Source organism: Corynebacterium nasorum (assembly GCF_022347325.1).
Lineage (GTDB): Bacteria > Actinomycetota > Actinomycetes > Mycobacteriales > Mycobacteriaceae > Corynebacterium > Corynebacterium kefirresidentii.
In genome coordinates this window covers 181,035-200,341 of sequence record NZ_JAKRDU010000001.1, presented here as the reverse complement: position 1 = coordinate 200,341, position 19,307 = coordinate 181,035, and the positions used below count along the sequence as shown (strand labels likewise).

Annotated in this window: 16 protein-coding genes and 2 pseudogenes; 15 read left to right on the top strand and 3 right to left on the bottom strand. The window is 57.5% G+C overall.

Annotated features, from left to right (window positions below; genetic code table 11):
* The first annotated feature begins 7 nt into the window (after nt 1-7).
* The 4 genes and pseudogenes from MHK05_RS00955 to MHK05_RS00940 all read left to right on the top strand — a co-directional run bounded on the left by MHK05_RS00955 (nt 8) and on the right by MHK05_RS00940 (nt 4,793).
* Nucleotides 8-1,030: a bifunctional riboflavin kinase/FAD synthetase gene (locus MHK05_RS00955; protein WP_239204197.1), complete on the top strand. Its 1,023-nt coding sequence runs from the start codon at nt 8-10 to the stop codon at nt 1,028-1,030.
* A pseudogene (locus MHK05_RS00950) lies at nt 1,031-1,963 on the top strand (nucleoside hydrolase).
* A 170-nt stretch (nt 1,964-2,133) separates the two neighbouring features.
* A complete protein-coding gene (rpsO, locus tag MHK05_RS00945; protein ID WP_005278802.1) occupies nt 2,134-2,403 on the top strand; it encodes a 30S ribosomal protein S15 in 270 nt (89 codons plus the stop codon).
* 143 nt (nt 2,404-2,546) lie between these two features.
* Nucleotides 2,547-4,793, top strand: coding sequence for a polyribonucleotide nucleotidyltransferase (locus tag MHK05_RS00940; RefSeq protein ID WP_239204195.1), 2,247 nt, complete (start codon nt 2,547-2,549; stop codon nt 4,791-4,793).
* Between the two features lie 94 nt (nt 4,794-4,887).
* Here MHK05_RS00940 and MHK05_RS00935 read toward each other — a convergent pair whose 3' ends face one another.
* Both MHK05_RS00935 and MHK05_RS00930 read right to left on the bottom strand, forming a co-directional pair.
* The gene (locus MHK05_RS00935) at nt 4,888-5,583 is read right to left on the bottom strand and encodes an AMIN-like domain-containing (lipo)protein (protein ID WP_436406949.1); all 696 of its coding nucleotides are present in this window, start codon (nt 5,581-5,583) and stop codon (nt 4,888-4,890) included.
* Between the two features lie 127 nt (nt 5,584-5,710).
* The gene (locus MHK05_RS00930; RefSeq protein ID WP_239204191.1) at nt 5,711-6,100 is read right to left on the bottom strand and encodes a VOC family protein; all 390 of its coding nucleotides are present in this window, start codon (nt 6,098-6,100) and stop codon (nt 5,711-5,713) included.
* A 141-nt stretch (nt 6,101-6,241) separates the two neighbouring features.
* Between MHK05_RS00930 and dapB the strand changes: the two genes are divergently transcribed.
* The 7 genes from dapB to MHK05_RS00895 all read left to right on the top strand — a co-directional run bounded on the left by dapB (nt 6,242) and on the right by MHK05_RS00895 (nt 16,372).
* The gene (gene dapB / locus MHK05_RS00925) at nt 6,242-6,988 is read left to right on the top strand and encodes a 4-hydroxy-tetrahydrodipicolinate reductase (protein WP_239204189.1); all 747 of its coding nucleotides are present in this window, start codon (nt 6,242-6,244) and stop codon (nt 6,986-6,988) included.
* Between the two features lie 3 nt (nt 6,989-6,991).
* Nucleotides 6,992-7,738, top strand: coding sequence for an FAD-dependent thymidylate synthase (gene thyX / locus MHK05_RS00920; protein WP_049361193.1), 747 nt, complete (start codon nt 6,992-6,994; stop codon nt 7,736-7,738).
* A gap of 56 nt (nt 7,739-7,794) precedes the next feature.
* Nucleotides 7,795-8,703 (top strand): 4-hydroxy-tetrahydrodipicolinate synthase, encoded by a 909-nt coding sequence (gene dapA, locus MHK05_RS00915; RefSeq protein ID WP_239204187.1) that lies wholly within the window; start codon nt 7,795-7,797, stop codon nt 8,701-8,703.
* Nucleotides 8,704-8,705: 2 nt separating this feature from the next.
* The gene (locus tag MHK05_RS00910; protein ID WP_023021349.1) at nt 8,706-10,835 is read left to right on the top strand and encodes a ribonuclease J; all 2,130 of its coding nucleotides are present in this window, start codon (nt 8,706-8,708) and stop codon (nt 10,833-10,835) included.
* A gap of 57 nt (nt 10,836-10,892) precedes the next feature.
* Nucleotides 10,893-11,528, top strand: a complete 636-nt coding sequence (locus MHK05_RS00905) for a TIGR03085 family metal-binding protein (protein WP_239204185.1) — start codon at nt 10,893-10,895, stop codon at nt 11,526-11,528.
* Between the two features lie 217 nt (nt 11,529-11,745).
* Complete coding sequence (locus MHK05_RS00900; protein WP_411338538.1) at nt 11,746-15,081, top strand: FtsK/SpoIIIE family DNA translocase; 3,336 nt, start codon at nt 11,746-11,748, stop codon at nt 15,079-15,081.
* A gap of 169 nt (nt 15,082-15,250) precedes the next feature.
* The gene (locus MHK05_RS00895; protein ID WP_023027867.1) at nt 15,251-16,372 is read left to right on the top strand and encodes a TerC family protein; all 1,122 of its coding nucleotides are present in this window, start codon (nt 15,251-15,253) and stop codon (nt 16,370-16,372) included.
* Here MHK05_RS00895 and MHK05_RS00890 read toward each other — a convergent pair.
* Nucleotides 16,369-16,655 (bottom strand): annotated as a pseudogene (locus MHK05_RS00890) (YciI family protein). The gene MHK05_RS00895 and the pseudogene MHK05_RS00890 overlap by 4 nt on opposite strands.
* 59 nt (nt 16,656-16,714) lie before the next feature.
* On the opposite strand from MHK05_RS00890, the gene pgsA reads away from it, so the two are divergent.
* The 4 genes from pgsA (at nt 16,715) to MHK05_RS00870 (ending at nt 19,236) form a co-directional block, all read left to right on the top strand.
* Nucleotides 16,715-17,299, top strand: coding sequence for a CDP-diacylglycerol--glycerol-3-phosphate 3-phosphatidyltransferase (pgsA, locus tag MHK05_RS00885; RefSeq protein ID WP_023021354.1), 585 nt, complete (start codon nt 16,715-16,717; stop codon nt 17,297-17,299).
* A 7-nt stretch (nt 17,300-17,306) separates the two neighbouring features.
* Nucleotides 17,307-17,804 (top strand): CinA family protein, encoded by a 498-nt coding sequence (locus MHK05_RS00880; RefSeq protein WP_200288942.1) that lies wholly within the window; start codon nt 17,307-17,309, stop codon nt 17,802-17,804.
* A 26-nt stretch (nt 17,805-17,830) separates the two neighbouring features.
* Entirely contained in the window at nt 17,831-18,193 is a 363-nt protein-coding gene (locus tag MHK05_RS00875) for a helix-turn-helix domain-containing protein (protein WP_023021356.1), read from the top strand.
* A gap of 182 nt (nt 18,194-18,375) precedes the next feature.
* On the top strand, nt 18,376-19,236 hold the full coding sequence (locus MHK05_RS00870; RefSeq protein ID WP_200288943.1) for a PspA/IM30 family protein: 861 nt from the start codon (nt 18,376-18,378) through the stop codon (nt 19,234-19,236).
* The last annotated feature ends 71 nt before the right edge of the window (nt 19,237-19,307 follow it).

Genomic DNA, 19,307 nt, shown 5'->3' with positions numbered 1-19,307 from the left:
CTCTACGATGGTCTGCGTGGATATTTGGTACGGAATCGATGACATCCCTGCGGAAGTAGGCCCAACGTCAGTAACAATCGGCGTCTTTGATGGCCTACATCGCGGCCATCAGCAGCTCATTTCCGCCTGTGTGGAGCACGCTCGCGCCAGTGGTGAGCGCGCTGTCATGGTAACCTTTGACCCGCACCCGGTGTCGGTATTCTTACCGGAGCGTGCCCCACTGGCGGTGCTCAGCTTTGAGCGCCGGCTGGAATTGGCCGAGGAGCTAGGCATTGAAGCCGTGCTTGTCATCGACTTCACCAAAGACCTAGCCGGCGTGGAGCCGCGGCCCTACGTGGAAGAATTATTGGTGGGAAAGCTCAATGCGCAGCACATAGTGGTGGGGGAGAACTTTACCTTTGGCGCGGGTGCCACCGGAACCGCCCGGGCCATGCAAGATTTTGGTGCCGAGTTTGGCTTTAGCGTGGATATCGTCCCGTTGCTGGATGATGCGGGCGTGCGTATTTGTTCTACCCATATTCGCGAGTGTCTTGCAAACGGGGACATTGAATCCGCTAATTGGGCGCTCGGCCGCCATTTCACCGTGACCGGGCCCGTGGTACGCGGCGCGGGTCGGGGAGGAAAGGAACTGGGATTTCCTACGGCCAATCAGTACTTCCCGGATACGGTGGCCATCCCGGCCGATGGCGTTTATGCAGGGTGGTTTATTGTCTACTCTGACGCTTCCATAGACGGCGACATGCGCCCTGGCGTGGCCTACGCGGCTGCTATTTCCGTGGGCACCAACCCCACTTTTGGTGACGAGGAGCGCTCCATCGAGTCCTTCGTGCTCGACCGCGATGCGGATCTGTATGGATATGAGGCCACGGTGCATTTCGTCGGTCACCTTCGCGATATGGTGAAGTTCAATTCCGTGGATGAGCTGCTAGAGGCCATGGCCAATGACGTAGCCAAGGCCCGCCAGGTGCTTGCCGCCGATGCTAAGGCACAAGGCTGGACCGCCAAAGACTGTTTCCTACGGGAGAAATAAATGAAGGCCATTCTCGATCTCGATACCGGCATTGATGATGCCTTGGCGCTGGCGTATGCCATAGCCCATCCAGACTTGGAACTAATCGGTGTGACCTGTACGTACGGCAACGTGACTGTGCCCTTGGCCGTGCGCAATACACTTGCCCTCCTGGAGCTGCTGGGCAAAGGTGATATTCCGGTTTTTGCCGGCCCCAGCCCGGATGGCTTTCGGCCGAGCGATATTTCCTCCTTTATCCATGGCCGCAACGGCGTAGGCGAGGTCCTCCTGCCGCCGGCAACCGGGCAGGTCCAGTCTCAACCCGCGGCAGATTTCCTCATCCAAGCAGTCCACGAGCATGGCGCTGATTTGGTCATCATTCCTACCGGTCCTTCCACCACTATTGCGGCCGCAATGCGCCAAGACCCCAGTTTTGCCGCGAACGCGCACCTGGTGATGATGGGCGGGGCGCTCACAGTACCTGGAAATGTCACGCCGTGATCTGAGGCTAATATTTCCCAGGATCCGGAGGCTACCGATTACCTATTCCGCCATGCCGGCGATATCACCATGGTGGGCCTGGATGTCACTTTGCGCACGTTGTTGACTGCGGAGGAATCCGCTCGTTGGCGCGCTTCAGGTACCCGTGCCGGCCGTATCTTTGCGGACATGGTCGATTATTATATTGGTGCCTATGCCACTACGTCGCCGTATTTGGGCGGTTGCGGCCTGCACGATCCACTGGCCGTGGCGGTGGCGGCAGATGCCTCGCTTGTCGACGTCCTTTCGATAAACCTCAAGACCGATACCACCGGCCCTACCCGCGGTCGGACAATCGCAGACGAAACGCGGCTTTCGACACCGGCAACCGCGAAAGTAGCTGTGGGTGTAGATAGCGAGCGCTTTGTGCGGGAGTTTGTAGAACTACTGGAAACCCTCTTTAGCGAGCTCTAGCAGGCCAGACTTAAGGGCCAGGGAGTTTTGATTTTCTGTGTCCGAACGCTGTAAGGTGTTTCCTTGGCTTAGCGACTGCGGTTCACAGCAGTTGCGGCACGTACAAGTCCCGCGCACCGCGCAGGCTTATGCGTCACGATAATGTGGACTGAAATAAAGGAGAAATACTCATGGCTTTGACCACTGAGAAGAAGGCTGAAATCCTCAAGGAGTACGGCCTGCACGAAACCGATACCGGTTCCCCTGAGGCACAGGTTGCCCTGCTGACCTCCCGCATCAATACCTTGACCGAGCACCTGAAGTTCCACAAGCACGATCACCACTCCCGTCGTGGTCTGCTGCTGATGGTTGGTCGCCGTCGTGGCCTGCTGAAGTACCTGGCTGAGAACAACGTCGATCGCTACCGTGATCTGATCTCTCGCTTGGGCCTGCGTCGTTAATTTCGGCTCAGCTTTGGCCCTCTCGCCCCGCCCTTAGGCGGGGCTTTTGTGGTTTTTCTGTTAGAATTTGACAGCGTTGTCGTAGACAAAATTAACCAGGCGGCACCGACGATCGCCTAAACCACTCAAGGAGACATTTTTTAATGAGCGTTCAGAACTCCGTCGAGTTCAACATTGACGAGGACTTCGGCATTACCGAAGCCATTGCCACGCTAGACAATGGTGACTTTGGTACCCGCACGTTGCGCTTTGAAACCGGCCAGCTAGCCCGCCAGGCAGACGGCTCCGTGACCACCTACTTGGACGATGACACCATGTTGTTGGCCACCACCACCGCTTCTAACCAGCCGCGCGAGGGATTCGACTTCTTCCCCTTGACCGTTGACGTAGAAGAACGAATGTACGCCGCTGGCAAGATTCCGGGCTCCTTCTTCCGCCGAGAGGGACGCCCTTCTTCTGAGGCAATCCTGGCCTGCCGTCTCATCGACCGCCCGCTGCGCCCGACCTTTGTCAAGGGCCTGCGCAATGAGGTCCAGGTTGTCGTCACCGTCATGTCCCAGGATCCGGAAGAGTACTACGACGTCGTTGCCATCAACGGTGCTTCCGCCGCTACCCAGCTGTCTGGCTTGCCCGTCTCTGGTGCTGTAGGCGGCGTCCGCATGGCTCTTATCGCCGACGATAAGCACCCGGAAGGCCAGTGGGTGGCTTTCCCGAACCACGAGCAGCACGAGCGCGCGCTCTTTGAGATGGTTGTTGCCGGCCGCATGGTTAAGAAGGGCCGCAAGGACGACGTGGCCATCATGATGGTCGAGGCTGGTGCCGGCACCAACGTTGCAGAGCGCATTGCTGAAGGCGCTCCTGCGCCGCAGGAAGCAACCGTTGCTGAAGGCTTGGAAGCAGCAAAGCCATTCATTAAGACCTTGTGCGAAGCCCAGAACGGTCTCGCGGAGCGTGCCGCCAAGGAAACCCAGGAGTTCCCACTCTTCCCGGCATACGGCGATGATGTCTTCGCGGCAGTGGAAAAGGCTGCTAGCAAGAAGCTAGAGAAGCTGCTGACCATTCCGGGCAAGCAGGAACGTGACGACGCCACCAATGAATACATGGAGCAGGTCGAAGAAAAGCTCTTGGACCAGTTCGAGGACCTGGAAGAGGCCGATGCGTCTAAGCAGATTCGCGGCGCTTATAACGCTTTGATGAAGCAGATCGTACGCCAGAAGATCCTCTCCGAGGGCTTCCGTATCGATGGCCGCGGCGTTACCGATATCCGTGACCTCTCCGTTGAGGTGGACCTGGTTCCGCGTGCTCACGGTTCCTCCCTGTTCGAGCGCGGTGAGACCCAGATTCTGGGTGTTACCACCCTGGACATGCTCAAGATGGAGCAGCAGATTGATTCCCTGACCCCGGTGGAATCCAAGCGCTATATGCACCACTACAACTTCCCGCCATTCTCCACTGGCGAGACTGGCCGCGTGGGCTCCCCGAAGCGCCGCGAGATCGGCCACGGTGCGTTGGCCGAGCGCGCTCTGCTTCCGGTCATCCCATCCCGCGAGGACTTCCCATACGCCATCCGTCAGGTCTCTGAGGCCTTGGGCTCCAATGGCTCGACCTCTATGGGCTCTGTGTGTGCCTCCACCTTGTCCCTCTACAACGCCGGTGTTCCGCTCAAGGCACCCGTAGCCGGCATCGCAATGGGCTTGGTTTCCGGTGAGGTCAACGGTAAGGAGAAGTTTGTCGCCCTGACCGATATCCTCGGTGCCGAGGACGCCTTTGGCGATATGGACTTCAAGGTCGCAGGTACTTCCGAGTACATCACCGCCCTGCAGCTAGACACCAAGCTGGATGGTATCCCGTCTAAGGTCTTGGCTCAGGCATTGGAGCAGGCTCGTGATGCCCGCTCTACCATCCTGGAAACCATGGCTGAGGTCATCGATACGCCGGATGAGATGTCTGGCCTCGCCCCGAAGATCACCTCTGTGAAGATCCCGGTCAATAAGATTGGTGAGCTCATTGGGCCAAAGGGCAAGACCATCAACCAGATCACCGAGGAGACCGGCGCAGATGTCTCCATCGAAGATGACGGAACCGTCTATGTTTCCGCTGCTACCGGTGAAGCCGCAGATGCTGCCATCGAAAAGGTCAATTCCATTGCTAACCCGCAGCTGCCGAAGGTAGGAGAGCGCTTCCTAGGCACCGTGGTAAAGACCGTTCCGTTCGGCGCATTCGTTTCCCTGACCCCGGGTCGCGACGGTCTGATTCACATTTCCAACCTGGGTGGCGATGAGCGCATCGAAAAGGTGGAAGACGTCATCAACGTTGGCGATAAGGTTCAGGTAGAAATCGCTGACATCGATAACCGCGGCAAGATTTCCCTGGTTCCGGTTGAGGATTAATCCTCAAGCCTAAAAGGCCCTGAGCTCCAGTTCACCCACTGGAAGTCAGGGCCTTTCTTGATTTTTGCGTACCCCGAGCGGTGATGTCAGAACTTTAATTCTGGAAATCAATCACCACGCGCGATGGCTCTTGCAGAAAAGTCACCGAGTAGGGAGTCTTTTTCTTAAGGCCGATAATGAGCTGGGTTTGTGCCTCAAATGTGGTGGCGTAGTTGATTTCGCTCACCACCCCGGCACCCGGAGTAGTGCCTGGGGACATGTATTTTTCCTTGAGCTCAGGGGTTGAAGGCCATGGCGTTCCCTCAATGCCTAGGTTTAGAAAGGTAGTGCCCTGAACCTCAACTGGCTTGCCGGATGCCTGTTGGGCGGGGGCATCGGTATAGGAGGTAAACCACCCCGGTTCACCTTCGCCCTCCAAGTCGATAACAACGCGCGTAAACCCATCATGAGCTCCCACTCGCACACCCGTGGGGATGAGGTTTCCAAGTCCTTCCGGCATATGCTGTTGGTCCTCGAGCGAGGCTGTGCCCATGCCCGCAAACGCAACTGGGGACGCGACTTGTGGGATTGATTGCTGGCCAGCATCCGCCGCTGAGGTACTTTGCGGGGCGGAAGTAGTAGGTGGGGTGGTGCTGGCTGCGGCCTCAGCCGTGTCGACAGTTGACTGAACCTCGCTAAGCGCCGGTGAGCTTTGCTGCGTGGAGTCCTCTGCGGAACAAGCGGCAAGCGCTAATGCGCAACCTGCGCTGGTGGCTAGGGCGAGAGTGCGAGAGAAAATTGAACGAGACAAGTTCATCACTTCCTTGGTGCTTACCGTGCTATAAGCCCCATCCTACTGAGGCTGATGAGGCAGGGGATAGAAAGTGATCCAATTGTTAAACGGCCTAAGAGGCGCGTTGCGGAAGCGGGAAGTAGGCCTACTTCTTTAACTGCACGAGCTGAATAAGGTTTCCCACGGTGTCATCAAAAGCGGCAATGATGGAGGGGCCAACATCGGTGGGCTCCATGGTAAAGTGCACGCCCTTGTCGCTGAGCTCCTTGTATTCGCTTTCAATGTCCGTGGAGAGAAATTGGGTGACCGGAATTCCATCGGCCTTTAGCGCCGCGGCATAGTCTTTTGCTGCGGGGTGGCCTTTCGGCTCGAGAAGTAGCTCGGTGTCTCCCTCGCCATCAGCATTGGTGACGGTAAGCCACCGGAAATCGCCGTGGGTAACGTCATCCTTAACGCGGAATCCTAGCGTGTTGACATAGAAATCGTGAGCGCGTGCAACGTCATCTACGGGAACGGAAGCGATATATATCTGCATGCAGGCCATCCTAGTGATGAAGCTCGGGCACCGTTTAGGAGAACACGTTCTTTGCAGCAGGCGAGGAATTGCGCAGCTATCATGCGCGTTAGGATGGGGAGAAAAGTATTAACGATGTGGCTGAAATAAGGAGAACACACCATGGCTATCAAGGTTGGCGTACTAGGTGCTCACGGGCGCGTGGGTCAAGCAATCGTCGAAGGTGTAAACGCAGAAGATGATCTAGAGCTGGTGGCAGAAATCAACCGCGGTGATGATTTGCAGCAGCTTGTCGACGCCCACGCGGAGGTCATCGTGGACTTTACTCAGCCGGACTCCGTCATGGGAAATCTGGAATTCTGCATTGCCCAAGGCATTCACTGTGTGGTGGGGACCACTGGCTTTGATAAGGAACGCTTGGGGCAGGTAGAGGAGTGGACTAAGAAAGACGGTGCTGGCAATGTCCTGATTGCGCCGAATTTTGCCATCTCCGCTGTGCTCACCATGGTGTTGGCAAAGCAGGCCGCTAAGTTCTTTGAAACTGCAGAGGTCATTGAATTCCACCACCCGACAAAGCTGGATGCGCCGTCCGGTACCGCCATCCATACCGCTGAAGGGATTGCAGCAGCTCGCAAGGAGGCAGGCTTAGGCGAGATGCCGGATGCCACGGAAAAGCAACTGGACGGTGCACGCGGAGCCAATGTCGACGGCATTCCGGTACACGCGGTACGCACTCGCGGCATGGTCGCACACGAAGAGGTTATTTTCGGTGCCCAAGGTCAGTCTCTGACTATTCGCCAAGATTCTTATGACCGTGCGTCATTTACCCCGGGCGTACTGGTGGGCGTGCGCCAGATTGCGCAACACCCAGGTTTGGTCGTCGGCCTAGATAAGTACTTGGGGCTTTAAGCTATGGCTAAAGCAAGTGAGCTAGACATTCAGCTCATTGCCGCAACGCAATTTCACGCCCCGCGCACTGTGGACTGGACCGCGGATGATTCGGCCTCAGATGGGGAAGCACTAGTCGAGTTTGCTGGAAGAGCGTGCTACGAGTCTTTTGACAAACCAAATCCCCGCACGGCAACGAATGAAGCCTATCTGCACCACATCATGGAGGTAGGTCATACCGCATTGCTTGAGCATGCCACAGCAACGATGTACATCACGGGGCTGTCGCGTTCGGCGAGCCATGAGCTTGTACGCCACCGGCACTTTTCCTTCTCGCAGCTTTCCCAGCGCTTTGTCCACCCAGATGAAACTGAAGTGGTTTTGCCTAAATTGGTGGCCGAAGACGAGCAGCTTAGCCGGTTGGTCATGCAGGCTGTAGATGAAACTCGCTTTGTCTATGACGAGCTGCTTAGCGCGCTCGAAGAGAAACTGGATGAGCCTAATGCACTCCTGCGTAAAAAGCAGGCTCGGCAGGCGGCCCGTGCCGTGCTTCCCAACGCAACAGAAACCCGCATCGTTGTCACCGGCAATTATCGCGCGTGGCGGCATTTTATCGGTGCACGTGCCGCGGAACAGGCCGATGAAGAGCTGCGCCACGTCGCGGTAGAGTGCTTGAAGTTGCTGCAGAGCAAGGCGCCGGTGCTCTTTAACGACTTCAATATCACCACGTTGGCTGATGGCACCCAGATGGCGGCAAGCCCCTACGCCTAACACGCGCGAGACCCCGATGCGGCTAATTGTTAGCCAAAAGGGTAATCTTGACGCCTATGAGCACAGGTATGACAGCAAAGACTGGCGTCGACACCTTCGGACGCATCGGCGTCGCCATGGTTACCCCGTTTGACCGTGACGGTGCGCTGGACGTTGCAGCAGGTCGTCGCCTAGCGGCTCATCTCGTAGACAATGGCGTTGATTCGCTCATCCTAGGTGGAACCACGGGCGAATCACCGACCACGTCGGTTGAAGAGAAGCTGGAGCTGCTCAAAGCCGTAAAGGAAGAAGTCGGAGACCGCGCAAAGCTATGCGCCGGTGCCGGAACGAATGACACCGCAGCTTCCATCAAGCTGGCCAAGGCCACCGCGGATGCGGGGGCAGATAGCCTATTGGTGGTGACTCCGTACTACTCGAAGCCCTCCCAAAAGGGTGTTTATGAGCACTTCGCCGCAGTCGCGCAAGCCACGGATCTACCAATCTGTGTCTATGACATTCCTGGCCGCTCGGGCATCCCAGTGGCGCCGGATACCCTCCGCCGCCTTGCGGATTTGCCGAATTTTCAAGCCGTGAAGGACGCCAAGGGCGACCTTCCTGCGGCCGCAGAACTGATCCAAGAAACCGGCCTGGCCTGGTATTCCGGTGATGATCCGATTAACCTGCCGTGGCTTTCCCTCGGCGCTTCTGGTTTCATCTCCGTCATCGGCCATGTTGTGCCGCGTGCCTTGGTAGAACTTTATGAAGCTTTCGACGCGGGCGATATGGCCCGCGCCCGAGAAATCAATACCACAACGCTCCTTCCGCTTACCCGGGCACAAGCACGGTTGGGCGGAGCGACGTTTGCAAAGGAAGCCCTGCGCCTGCAGGGCATCGAAGTTGGCGATACCCGTCTTCCTGTTACCGCTGCGAGCGAGGAGGAACGCGAGGTACTTCGCCGTGATCTGGAACAATCTGGAGCCCTTTAAGAATGAATGAACCCCGTAACCGTTCCCGCAAGGTGACCCGCAAGGCGGGCCCACCGGCGGAAAACGAAACCGCCTCCAACGAGGCGGCTTCGCCAGTTTTCCAAGCCCCAGCTACTGATGCTGGCAATTCCGCACAGGATAAGCCGGCTAAGGGCGATAAGGACAACTCTGGCAAAAAGAATTCTTCCGATAACCACCATGATGGCGGCGGTAACAACCGCCGCTCCCGTTCCCGTGGTAGCCGCGGCCGTGGCCGTGGTGGTAACGGCAACGGCAATAACCATGGTGGAAATAATAACCATGGCGGCAACAACAAAAATGGCAACGGTAAGGGCCGCGGCCGCAATAACCGTGGTCGCCGCAACGTGCCCAAGTCGATGCAGGGTGCGGATCTAACCAAGCGTTTGCCAGAGCCACCAAAGCAGCCGAAGGATGCACTTCGCATTTATGCTTTGGGCGGAATCTCGGAGATCGGCCGCAATATGACCGTCTTCGAGTATGGTGATGACCTCCTCATCATTGACTGCGGTGTGCTCTTCCCGTCTTCCGGTGAGCCGGGCGTGGATCTTATCCTGCCTGACTTTGGCCCCATTGAGAAGAAGATCCACAAGGTCAAGGCCCTCGTCGTTACTCACGCGCACGAGGATCACATCGGAGCTATTCCGTGGCTGCTGAAGCTGCGCCCGGATATCCCTATTGTTGCTTCTCGCTTCACCATCGCGCTCATTGCCGCGAAGTGTAAGGAACATCGTCAGAAGCCGAAGTTCGTCGAGGTTAATGAAAAATCCGACGTGACTTATGGACCATTCCGGGTTCGCTTCTGGGCAGTTAACCACTCCGTACCGGACGCCTTGGGCATCATGTTGGGAACCCCAGCGGGCAATATCATCCATACCGGTGATATCAAGCTGGATCAGACCCCACTGGATAATCGTCCAACCGATCTGCCAGCCCTGTCTCGTTACGGTGATGAGGGCGTCGACCTCATGCTGTGTGATTCCACCAATGCCACCGTGCCTGGTGTATCTGCATCTGAGGGTGATATCCCCGCCAACTTTAAGCGTCTCGTTGCCGGCGCGAAGCAGCGCGTTATCTTGGCTTCCTTCGCATCCAACGTCTACCGCGTGCAGGCTGCTATCGACGCTGCCGTGGCAAATGGCCGCAAGGTGGCTTTCAACGGCCGTTCGATGATGCGCAACATGGAAATCGCGGAAAAGATGGGCTTTTTGAAGGTCCCTCGCGGCACCATTATCCCCATTGATGAGGCTGCCAAGATGGCTCCGCACAAGACCATGCTCATCACCACCGGTACGCAGGGTGAGCCAATGGCCGCTCTATCGCGCATGGCTCGTCGCGAGCACCGCCAAATTACCGTACGTGATGGCGATACCATCATCTTCTCCTCCTCGCTTATCCCGGGCAATGAGGAAGCGGTCTACGGCGTGATTAATATGCTGTCTCAGATTGGTGCCAACGTCATTACTAACCAAGACGTCAAGGTGCACGCCTCGGGCCACGGTTATGCCGGTGAGCTGCTATTCCTGTACAACGCAGCGCGCCCGCGCAACGCTATGCCGGTGCACGGCGAGTGGCGCCACCTACGTGCCAATAAGGAACTGGCCATTTCCACCGGTGTGGACCGCGATCGTACGGTGCTGGCGCAAAACGGCGTCGTCGTGGATTTGCGCAAGGGCCGCGCCGAGGTCGTAGGCCAGATGCAGGTGGGCAACCTCTACGTCGATGGTGTGTCCATGGGCGATGTGGATGCCGATACCTTGGCCGACCGCACCAACCTGGGAACTGGTGGCGTGGTATCTATCACGTGCGTGATTGATAACCGCACCTCGCGCCTATTGGAGCACCCAACGGTATCTACCACAGGCTTTTCCGATGATGACCGCGGCATCGTGCCGGAGGTCGCAGAAATGGTAGAAAACACCATGAATGATCTCGCCGCCGAGGGCGAGAACGATACCTACCGCATGGTGCAGAAACTGCGCCGCAAGGTATCTAAACTTATGGATTCGAAGTACAAGCGCGAGCCGGTCATTCTGCCGACCATCGTGCCGACCAACTCCGGCCCATTGGTTACCGATGATGAAGACGTAGATGCTTCTCGTGAGTCCCTGTAAATAGCAGGGTTCTTCGTATAAAGGCAGACGCAGCCCCAGCATGCCAGCTAGCTCGGTATGCTGGGGCCTATGTCGTTTTGTTCTGCTGAGCGCGCCAAAATGGTCGCGCTATTTCATAAGCTTGGTCCTGATGCCCCTACTTTGTGCGAGGGTTGGACTACCCGTGACCTAGCCGTACATCTGTGGGTGCGGGAAAATCGCCCCGATGCAGCCGCTGGAATTTTTGTCAAGGCATTGTCCGGCCACCTAGAAAAGGAATCGCGCAAGGTTTCCGAACGCGACTTTGATGAGCTCGTTGATGACTGGGGGAGGGGACCGGCTACCTATAACCCCGTTCGTTTCGTGGATGCACAGCAAAACTTTGTAGAGCATTTTGTTCACCACGAGGACATTCGCCGGGCTAATGGCATGGGTCCGCGAGATTTCTCGGCAAGAATCAAACAGCAGATGCATAGCTACCTGAAGCTCTTAGCTAAGGTGGCCCTGCGAAACTCGACTCGCCCGGTCATTATGCAGCCCGAAGGATTACCGCGCATTGTCGCCGCAGATAAGCACGGCGTAGCAGATAAGGGAGATGCCGTAGTCCGAGTATCGGGGGAGGTAGGCGAACTGATTCTGTGGTCCTTCGGACGTGACGCTGCCGAAGTCACGCTCGAGGGAGATGCCAAACCCGCCGTACGGTCAACTCTCTAGCCTTGAATTAGTACTATTATCGCAATCGTCGTGCGCCGTTGGGGGTGTGACTTTAGATTATGACCCTAGGCCTCGGGGGAAACGCGTGTGGCTAATGTGATTTATGGGGTGTCAAGGTTAAGGTAGAGGCATGTCTGTCAAAAATGCCTCTTCGCGCGGGACGCGCCGAAAGACGAATCGTTCACGGCCATCTGGCCGCAGCCGGTCCGGTGCTGGCATGCCGGAAACCTTGGCTATGACGTCCTCGCATCGGCGTGCTGCAGCGACCTCACAGGAGCGCACTGGTAGTGCGTTCCGGGCCGTCGGCAAGGGCTTGGGCGCAGTGTTTGGTGCCACGGCGCGCGGCATGGGAAACATGGCGCGAGGTGTAAGCCATGGAATGGCCGGGCTGAAGCCGAGCGAAGACGTATATGACACCGAGGAGTACGAGACGACAAGGGAGTCGGAAGAAATTTCTGCACGCGGGGAGAATAAAAAGAAAAGCAAGGTTACTCGTGCCAATGATGAAGCAGCGGAAGAACACCCTTCGACCATGGAATTGGGTGAGTCGGAGTCGCGCGGCATTCAGGTGAAAAATCCCGATGCGGTGGCACTCGTGCTCATCGGTATTGCCATCGTGCTCGCGGCTACGGTCTGGTTCGGCGTCGCTGGCCAAGTAGGTGCCTGGGTGGGCAATATCGTGCGCTATGTCATTGGTGCGGGCGCATGGGTGCTGCCAGTGGCCTTAGTGGCTTTGGCCATTGCCTTGATGATGGATATCTCCGGCCCGGCGGGGCATTTTAAGCCGCGCATTGTGGGCGGAATTAGCGTCATTGTATTGGCCATGCTCAGCTTGATCCATATCTTTGCTGGCACCCCTGAACTTGGCTTTACCCCGGAAAGTGCCGGTGGCGCGGGCGGAGTAATCGGCTATGCCATTGGTGGCCTGTTGGAGACTGCCTTTACCTCCTTCGTTGCAGTGCCGTTGCTTTTCCTCGTCATTATCTACGGCGCCCTTTTGGTCACCGGAATCACCATCCGCGAGGCTTATGAGTTGGTGGCTGATGCCATCGCTGCAGCTTTCTCTCGCTTTGGCGGTGCGGATGAAGATTATTACGAAGACGAAGGCGATGACCTCTATGGACACGTCACCGGCGATATCGATGATATTGCGGAAGGGCGTGAGCGCAGCACCCGCCCGGCCCGACCTGCAGCCAAGCGCCGAACCTCTGAACGCGGTGGAAGCCTGCGCGCTTTCCGAGGCCGCACTGAAGGCCCCTCTCCGCGTGGTTCCTCTTATCCCACAGAGTCCCCCGCTGCGGCGGAGGAGGACGAAGCAACCCGTACCTTTAGCGCGCCAACGCGTGGCGGCTTTCAGTCCGTGTCCACTCCGGCGGAGAAGCCAGTTTCGCGCGATATTGAGGATACCGATGAGATTCCAGTCGTAGAAGGTCCTGCTGCGTCTTCGCCGGCCCAGCCAGACTCCGTAGACTCGGAGCCGACCCGCGTTCTGGGCACCGCTGGCCAGCGCTCCGCATTTGACTCTGCTCGCTCTGCTTCAGCAGCGGGTACCGCCGCCGGTTCCGCTGTGGGATCGGCTGCGGGGGCAGCCGCTGGCGCTGCGGGAGCTGCAGGGGCGGCACGTGGCGCAGCTAAGGCTGCAGGTGCCGGTGCTGCCGGAGCCGCTGGAGCCGCGGTAGCAGGTGCTGCCGCAGGTGCCGCTGGGTCCGCTGCACAAGGAGGCGCGGATGCAGTATCGTCCGCGCACGAGAAGGCTCGCCAGCTCTTCCGTGAACGTTCTGGACGCGATGCAACGACCGGCGCGCAGGTGGATAGCTCTCAACCGACGGCCGAACCAGGAGCGGGAACGGGTAGTGCCGGTGCGCCCGCGCCAGCTGAGGCGCCCGCCGCCGCGCCCGCCGCACAGTTTGGCAACGAGAATTACGCGGTTCCTTCTACGGATTTGTTGACTCCGGGAACCCCAGCCAAGGAGCGCACCGAGATTAATGACCGCATTATCGAGGCCATTACTGATGTCTTTGAAGAGTTCAAGGTGGATGCGCAAGTCACCGGTTTCAGCCGTGGTCCAACAGTGACCCGTTATGAAATCGAGCTAGGGCCAGGCGTCAAGGTATCCAAGATTACGAATTTGCAGTCCAATCTCGCCTACGCCGTAGCCACGGACAACCTGCGCTTGCTGACGCCTATCCCCGGCAAGTCAGCTGTTGGCATTGAAGTTCCCAACCCAGACCGCGAGATGGTACACCTGCGTGAGGTGCTTGATGCGCCCAGCATGACTAGCTCTCCTGACCCGATGCTTATTGGATTGGGCAAGGATATCGAAGGCGAATACACCTCGTTCTCGGTACAAAAGATGCCGCACTTGCTGGTCGCCGGTGCTACCGGTTCCGGTAAGTCCGCTTTCGTCAACTCCATGTTGGTCTCGCTGCTAACCCGAGCCACCCCTGAGCAGGTTCGCCTCATCCTGGTGGACCCGAAGATGGTGGAACTTACCCCGTACGAGGGCATTCCGCACCTGATCACGCCCATCATTACCCAGCCGAAGAAGGCCGCAGCAGCCCTGCAATGGCTGGTGGAGGAGATGGAGCAGCGCTACATGGATATGAAGGCTGCTCGCGTGCGCAAGATTGAGGACTATAACCGCAAGGTGGTCTCCGGCGAATACCAGGCACCAGCAGGGTCCGAACGCGAGGTTCGCCCGTACCCGTACATCGTCTGCGTCGTCGATGAGCTGGCAGACCTGATGATGACCGCACCGAAGGAGATTGAAGACTCCATTGTCCGCATCACTCAGAAGGCGCGCGCCGCCGGAATTCACCTGGTCCTGGCAACCCAGCGCCCGTCCGTTGACGTGGTGACCGGTCTGATTAAGACCAACGTGCCTTCACGCTTGGCCTTCGCGACGTCCTCACTGACGGACTCTCGCGTTATCTTGGACCAGGGTGGCGCGGAAAAGCTCATTGGTATGGGCGATGGCCTCTTCATTCCGCAGGGCAAGCGTCCTGTGCGTATGCAGGGCGCATTCGTCTCAGATGATGAGGTTATGGCGGTTGTCGATGCCGCCAAGTCGCAGGCCGCGCCGAACTACACCGAGGGCGTGACTGAAGAGAAGCAATCCGAGGCCAAGCAGGAAATCGATGAGGAAATTGGCAAGGACATGGACGACCTCCTCGAAGCCGTCGAGCTGGTGGTCACCGCCCAGTTGGGCTCGACCTCGATGCTGCAGCGCAAGCTGCGCATCGGTTTTGCCAAGGCCGGTCGTCTGATGGACCTGATGGAATCTCGTGGCGTCGTCGGACCGTCCGAGGGCTCCAAGGCCCGCGAGGTCCTAGTGAAGCCGGAAGAGCTCGATACCATCATTTGGATGATCAAGGGCGCCGACCCTGCCGAGGCGCCAAAGGAAATTCAGGAGGAGATGCAACAGCAAGAGGAGGACGAAGCTGCCGCTACTTCCGACGCCTCCTCCGCAGGCTCCGATTCCTCCCCGCAGGGCGATGCTGGCGACACTCGTACCGTCCAGGCAACGTATAACCCTTCGACAGGTGCCTTCTAAGATCGTGTAAAGTTGGACGGGTCTTGGAGGGGAGTACCCCATCCTTCGGCACCGATCGTCAGCACGGAAGCGTTATGCTCCCGGTCGTGCCGGCCCGGCTGCAGCTATCTAGCCGGGCGGGGGAGACCTCCGGTCACTTTGTTGTATCTTCGACCGGAGGGATGTACCAATGCATGTGCCATTGTGGATCTGGGCGATTTCCATCGTCGTCATTCTTGGATTCTTTGTTTTTGATTTCTACTCCCACGTGCGCACCCCGCACGAGCCGACGCTGAAGGAATCCGGGTTCTGGACCCTATTCTATGTCGGTATTGCTTTACTTTTTGGTGCCGGCGTATGGGCCATATGGGACCACGAGCACGGCATCCAATACCTCACGGGTTACGTGACAGAGAAGGCGCTATCCGTAGATAACCTCTTTGTTTTCGCGCTTATCATGGGCGCCTTCAAGATCCCGCGCAAGTACCAGCAAAAGGTATTGCTCATCGGCATCGTTATTGCCTTGGCATGCCGCCTGGTGTTTATCCTTTTGGGTGCTGCGGTCATCGCGGCATGGTCCGATATCTTCTACCTGTTCGCGATATTTCTTATCTACACAGCAATCAAGCTCATCGTCGACGAGATTCGGGACGCCCCCGAAACCGATCCCAATGACATGGGCATCATCAAGCTGATCCGCAAGGTAGTCCACGTCACCCCGCGCTACCACGGCGATAAGCTTACGCACCGCGTGGAAGATTCTTCGGGCAAGCGTAAATTCGCGTTCACCCCGCTTTTTATTGCGTTGGTGTCCATCGGCCTTATCGACGTGATGTTTGCCTTCGACTCCATTCCGGCCATTTACGGTATTACCTCGGAAGCGTTCTTGGTCTTTACCACGAATGCTTTCTCCCTCATGGGCTTGCGCCAGATGTACTTCCTGCTGGATGGCCTACTGGACCGCTTGGTGTACCTGCCCTATGGTTTGGGCATCATTTTGGGCTTCATCGGTGTAAAGCTCATGTTCCATGCGCTGCATGAGAATAACTTGCCGTTTGTCAACGGCGGCGAGAACGTGGAGTCGATCCCAGAATTTTCCACCATCACCTCACTTATCGTGATCGTGGGCGTCCTGGTTATTACGGTTATCGCCTCGATTATTAAAAACAAACGCGATGAGAACCAAGGCGGAGTACCGGTATCGCACAATCACTTCGACTGGGACGAGGAGGGCAATAAGATCGTCCGGAACAAGAAGGGCGAATTCGTGGGCAAGGCCGAAGACCTGCCCAAGGAAGAGCTACCACACTAGAAGCGGGCGTTTACGGGATTCCATTCGCGGAAGCTGCGGCCGGTGATGCAGCCGGCTTGGTAGAAGGGGTCTTTGTCCATGAGGGCGATGGCGTCGGCGACCACGGCGTCGTCGGCAAGCCCCGCAATGATGAGCGCGCCGCCCTTGGAATCCGTCAAGGGGCCGGTGGCAATGATGGTGCCCTCCTCAAAAGTTGCGCGGTAAACTCGCGGTGCGCGGGGCGAGCCTTAGCAATCTCAGGATTATTGGGGTTGTAGTCGTAGCTAACAGCAAAATACTTCATGCTTCGCATTTTAAAATGCAGGGGCATCCAAGCGCAGGTGCTTGGTGCTAACAGGTAGTATGTATAACGTGAATCAACCCGGAACACAGTCAGCGCAATCCTCGGATGTGAATCCGCAGGTGTCCAATTGGAACCTGCCAAATATTCTCACCAGCCTGCGCATTCTTTTCATTCCGGTTTTCGCATGGCTGGTCATTGCCGGCCATGAATGGTGGGCTTTTGGCCTATTCACGGCCTTAATGCTCACAGATAAGCTCGACGGGGACATCGCACGTGCCCGTGGCCTTATCACCAATTTTGGCAAGATTGCTGATCCCATCGCGGACAAAGCGCTTATGACTACCGCACTGGTATGCCTCAACATCATCGGGGTGCTGCCAGTGTGGATTACCGTGGTCATTCTCATCCGTGAGTTCGGTATCACCATCTGGCGTATGGTGTTGTTGCGCCGCGGCAAGGTGGTACCTGCTTCGAAGGGCGGCAAACTGAAGACTGTATTGCAATCCTTGGCAGTCGGGCTGTATCTGTGGCCGTTGCCGGAGTGGATGAACGTTCCTACCTTCCTAGTGATGCTGTTGGCTGCAGTGGTGACCTTAGTTACCGGCGTCCAGTACCTCATTGACGGCAAGAAGCAGAATAGCTAGGTAGTTCATGAGCACCATGGCAACCCGCCTCGTGTCCGAGCTCACCGAGCGCGGCGAGACTTTGTCCTTTTGTGAGTCACTTACTGCTGGGTTGGCCAGCGCCACGGTCGCTTCTGTCCCTGGAGCTTCGGCTGTATTGCGCGGAGGGCTTATAACATATGCCACCGAGGTGAAATCCCACTTTTTGCACCAACCGGTAGCCGATATCGAAGCTGCCGGAGTGGTTTCTGGGGAGACCGCCCTTGCAATGGCCCGCGCAGCGGTGGCAGAAACCGCTGCGGACTGGGGAATAGGCCTTACCGGAGTGGCAGGACCAGACCTACAAGAAGGCAAGCCGGCGGGCACCGTATATATCGGCATCTATTCTCCTGGTAGAGTCGCTTTCTCCCAGCTGCTATCCGGTTTGGGCAAGGAGCGCAACGAAATTAGAGAGGCCACGGTCGCAGCCGCCTTTCGTCTACTGTGCGCAACTGTGGAAGAAAATCCGGCACTGCGGGAACAATAGCGAGACAAGGAGCGTTGACCATAGTGATGAACACTTCTACTGCAGTCCTCGAACACTCGGTAAACGGCGCTACTGCACCAGCGGCGCCCGCCACTGCTCGTACTCCTGAGCCGCTTTTGCGTGAGGCTCTTGGGTTGACGCTGCGCGCCTTCCGCGCGGACAAGGGAGTGACCCTGCGCGAATTGGCCGGGGTGGCCCGCGTGTCGCCGGGTTACCTTTCAGAGCTCGAACGCGGTCGCAAGGAGGTCTCCTCTGAGCTCCTTGCGTCTGTGTGCCACGCGCTAGATTGCTCGGTCTCTGACGTATTGATTGAAGCAGCCGGTTACATGGCCCTGCCCTCTATGGATGAGGAGCTAGCCCATACGGCACCTGCCGCATCAGAGCTCTAGCACACAGCGGTCTATGTCAACAGCCGGCCTATTCTCTCGCGAGGAGGGTCGGCTGTGGTGGTTAAGGGGGCGTCGGCAAGCGCCCGCGACCGCGGGGAGTGCAAGCGGTGGAAACAGCGCTTCGCTAGTATAAACAGCAGAACATTACGCACATTTTTAACCTAGAAAGGTTGAAGCACACCATGGCGAACCCATTTGTTAAGGGCTGGAAGTACCTGATGGCACTCTTCGATAATAAGATCGAGGAAAACGCCGATCCGAAGGTGCAGATCGAGCAGGCTATTGAGGATGCTCAGCGCCAGCACCAGGAGCTGTCTCAGCAGGCGGCCGCCGTGATTGGTAACCAGCGTCAGCTGGAAATGCAGCTTAACCGCCGCTTGGCAGAGGTAGAAAAGCTGCAGGGCAATGCTCGCCAGGCTCTGGAATTGGCTGATCAGGCCCGTGCTAAGGGCGATGAAAATAAGGCCGTGGAGTACGAGAACGCGGCAGAGGCCTTCGCCGCCCAGCTGGTTACGGCTGAGGAGTCCGTGGAGGATACCAAGAAGCTGCACGACCAGGCACTACAGCAGGCAGAAAAGGCCAAGAATGCGGTTCAGCGTAATAACGCCGCGCTGCGCGAAAAGGTCAATGAGCGCTCCAAGCTGCTTTCCCAGCTGGAGCAGGCAAAAATGCAGGAAAAGGTCTCTGAGTCTTTGAACTCCATGAACGAGCTAACTGCCAATGGCAATACGCCGTCTCTGGATGCTGTGCGCGATAAGATTGAGCGCCGTTACTCCAAGGCGCTAGGCCAGGCCGAGCTTGCTGAGAACTCCGTGGAAAACCGCATGGCCGAGGTTCAGCAGGCGGGCATACAGATGGCCGGTCATTCCCGCTTGGAGCAGATTCGCAGTGAAATGAACTCCTCTAAGTCCGTGGAAGCCAATAAGGCTCAGGCCATTGAGGGCAATAAAGCTTCTGGCTCTGCTGCCGACAGCGCTGCCCAGCCAGGCAGTGCCAACAACGATGCTGTACAGGCCCGTCTGCGTGAGTTGCGTGGGGAGTAAAACCCTCGACTGTCTTTTAAAAAGTTATCGCCTCCCTTGGCCATCATTTGGTGGTGCAAGGGAGGCGATAA

Coding starts and splice junctions, on each gene's coding strand:
- dapA (WP_239204187.1), top strand. CDS start 7,795: ATGAGCACAGGTATGACAGCAAAGACTGGCGTCGACACCTTCGGACGC.
- MHK05_RS00905 (WP_239204185.1), top strand. CDS start 10,893: ATGCTGGGGCCTATGTCGTTTTGTTCTGCTGAGCGCGCCAAAATGGTC.
- MHK05_RS00875 (WP_023021356.1), top strand. CDS start 17,831: ATGAACACTTCTACTGCAGTCCTCGAACACTCGGTAAACGGCGCTACT.
- MHK05_RS00880 (WP_200288942.1), top strand. CDS start 17,307: ATGAGCACCATGGCAACCCGCCTCGTGTCCGAGCTCACCGAGCGCGGC.
- MHK05_RS00910 (WP_023021349.1), top strand. CDS start 8,706: ATGAATGAACCCCGTAACCGTTCCCGCAAGGTGACCCGCAAGGCGGGC.
- MHK05_RS00940 (WP_239204195.1), top strand. CDS start 2,547: ATGAGCGTTCAGAACTCCGTCGAGTTCAACATTGACGAGGACTTCGGC.
- pgsA (WP_023021354.1), top strand. CDS start 16,715: ATGTATAACGTGAATCAACCCGGAACACAGTCAGCGCAATCCTCGGAT.
- thyX (WP_049361193.1), top strand. CDS start 6,992: ATGGCTAAAGCAAGTGAGCTAGACATTCAGCTCATTGCCGCAACGCAA.
- MHK05_RS00895 (WP_023027867.1), top strand. CDS start 15,251: ATGCATGTGCCATTGTGGATCTGGGCGATTTCCATCGTCGTCATTCTT.
- MHK05_RS00955 (WP_239204197.1), top strand. CDS start 8: ATGGTCTGCGTGGATATTTGGTACGGAATCGATGACATCCCTGCGGAA.
- rpsO (WP_005278802.1), top strand. CDS start 2,134: ATGGCTTTGACCACTGAGAAGAAGGCTGAAATCCTCAAGGAGTACGGC.
- MHK05_RS00930 (WP_239204191.1), bottom strand. CDS start 6,100: ATGCAGATATATATCGCTTCCGTTCCCGTAGATGACGTTGCACGCGCT.
- MHK05_RS00870 (WP_200288943.1), top strand. CDS start 18,376: ATGGCGAACCCATTTGTTAAGGGCTGGAAGTACCTGATGGCACTCTTC.
- MHK05_RS00900 (WP_411338538.1), top strand. CDS start 11,746: ATGCCGGAAACCTTGGCTATGACGTCCTCGCATCGGCGTGCTGCAGCG.
- dapB (WP_239204189.1), top strand. CDS start 6,242: ATGGCTATCAAGGTTGGCGTACTAGGTGCTCACGGGCGCGTGGGTCAA.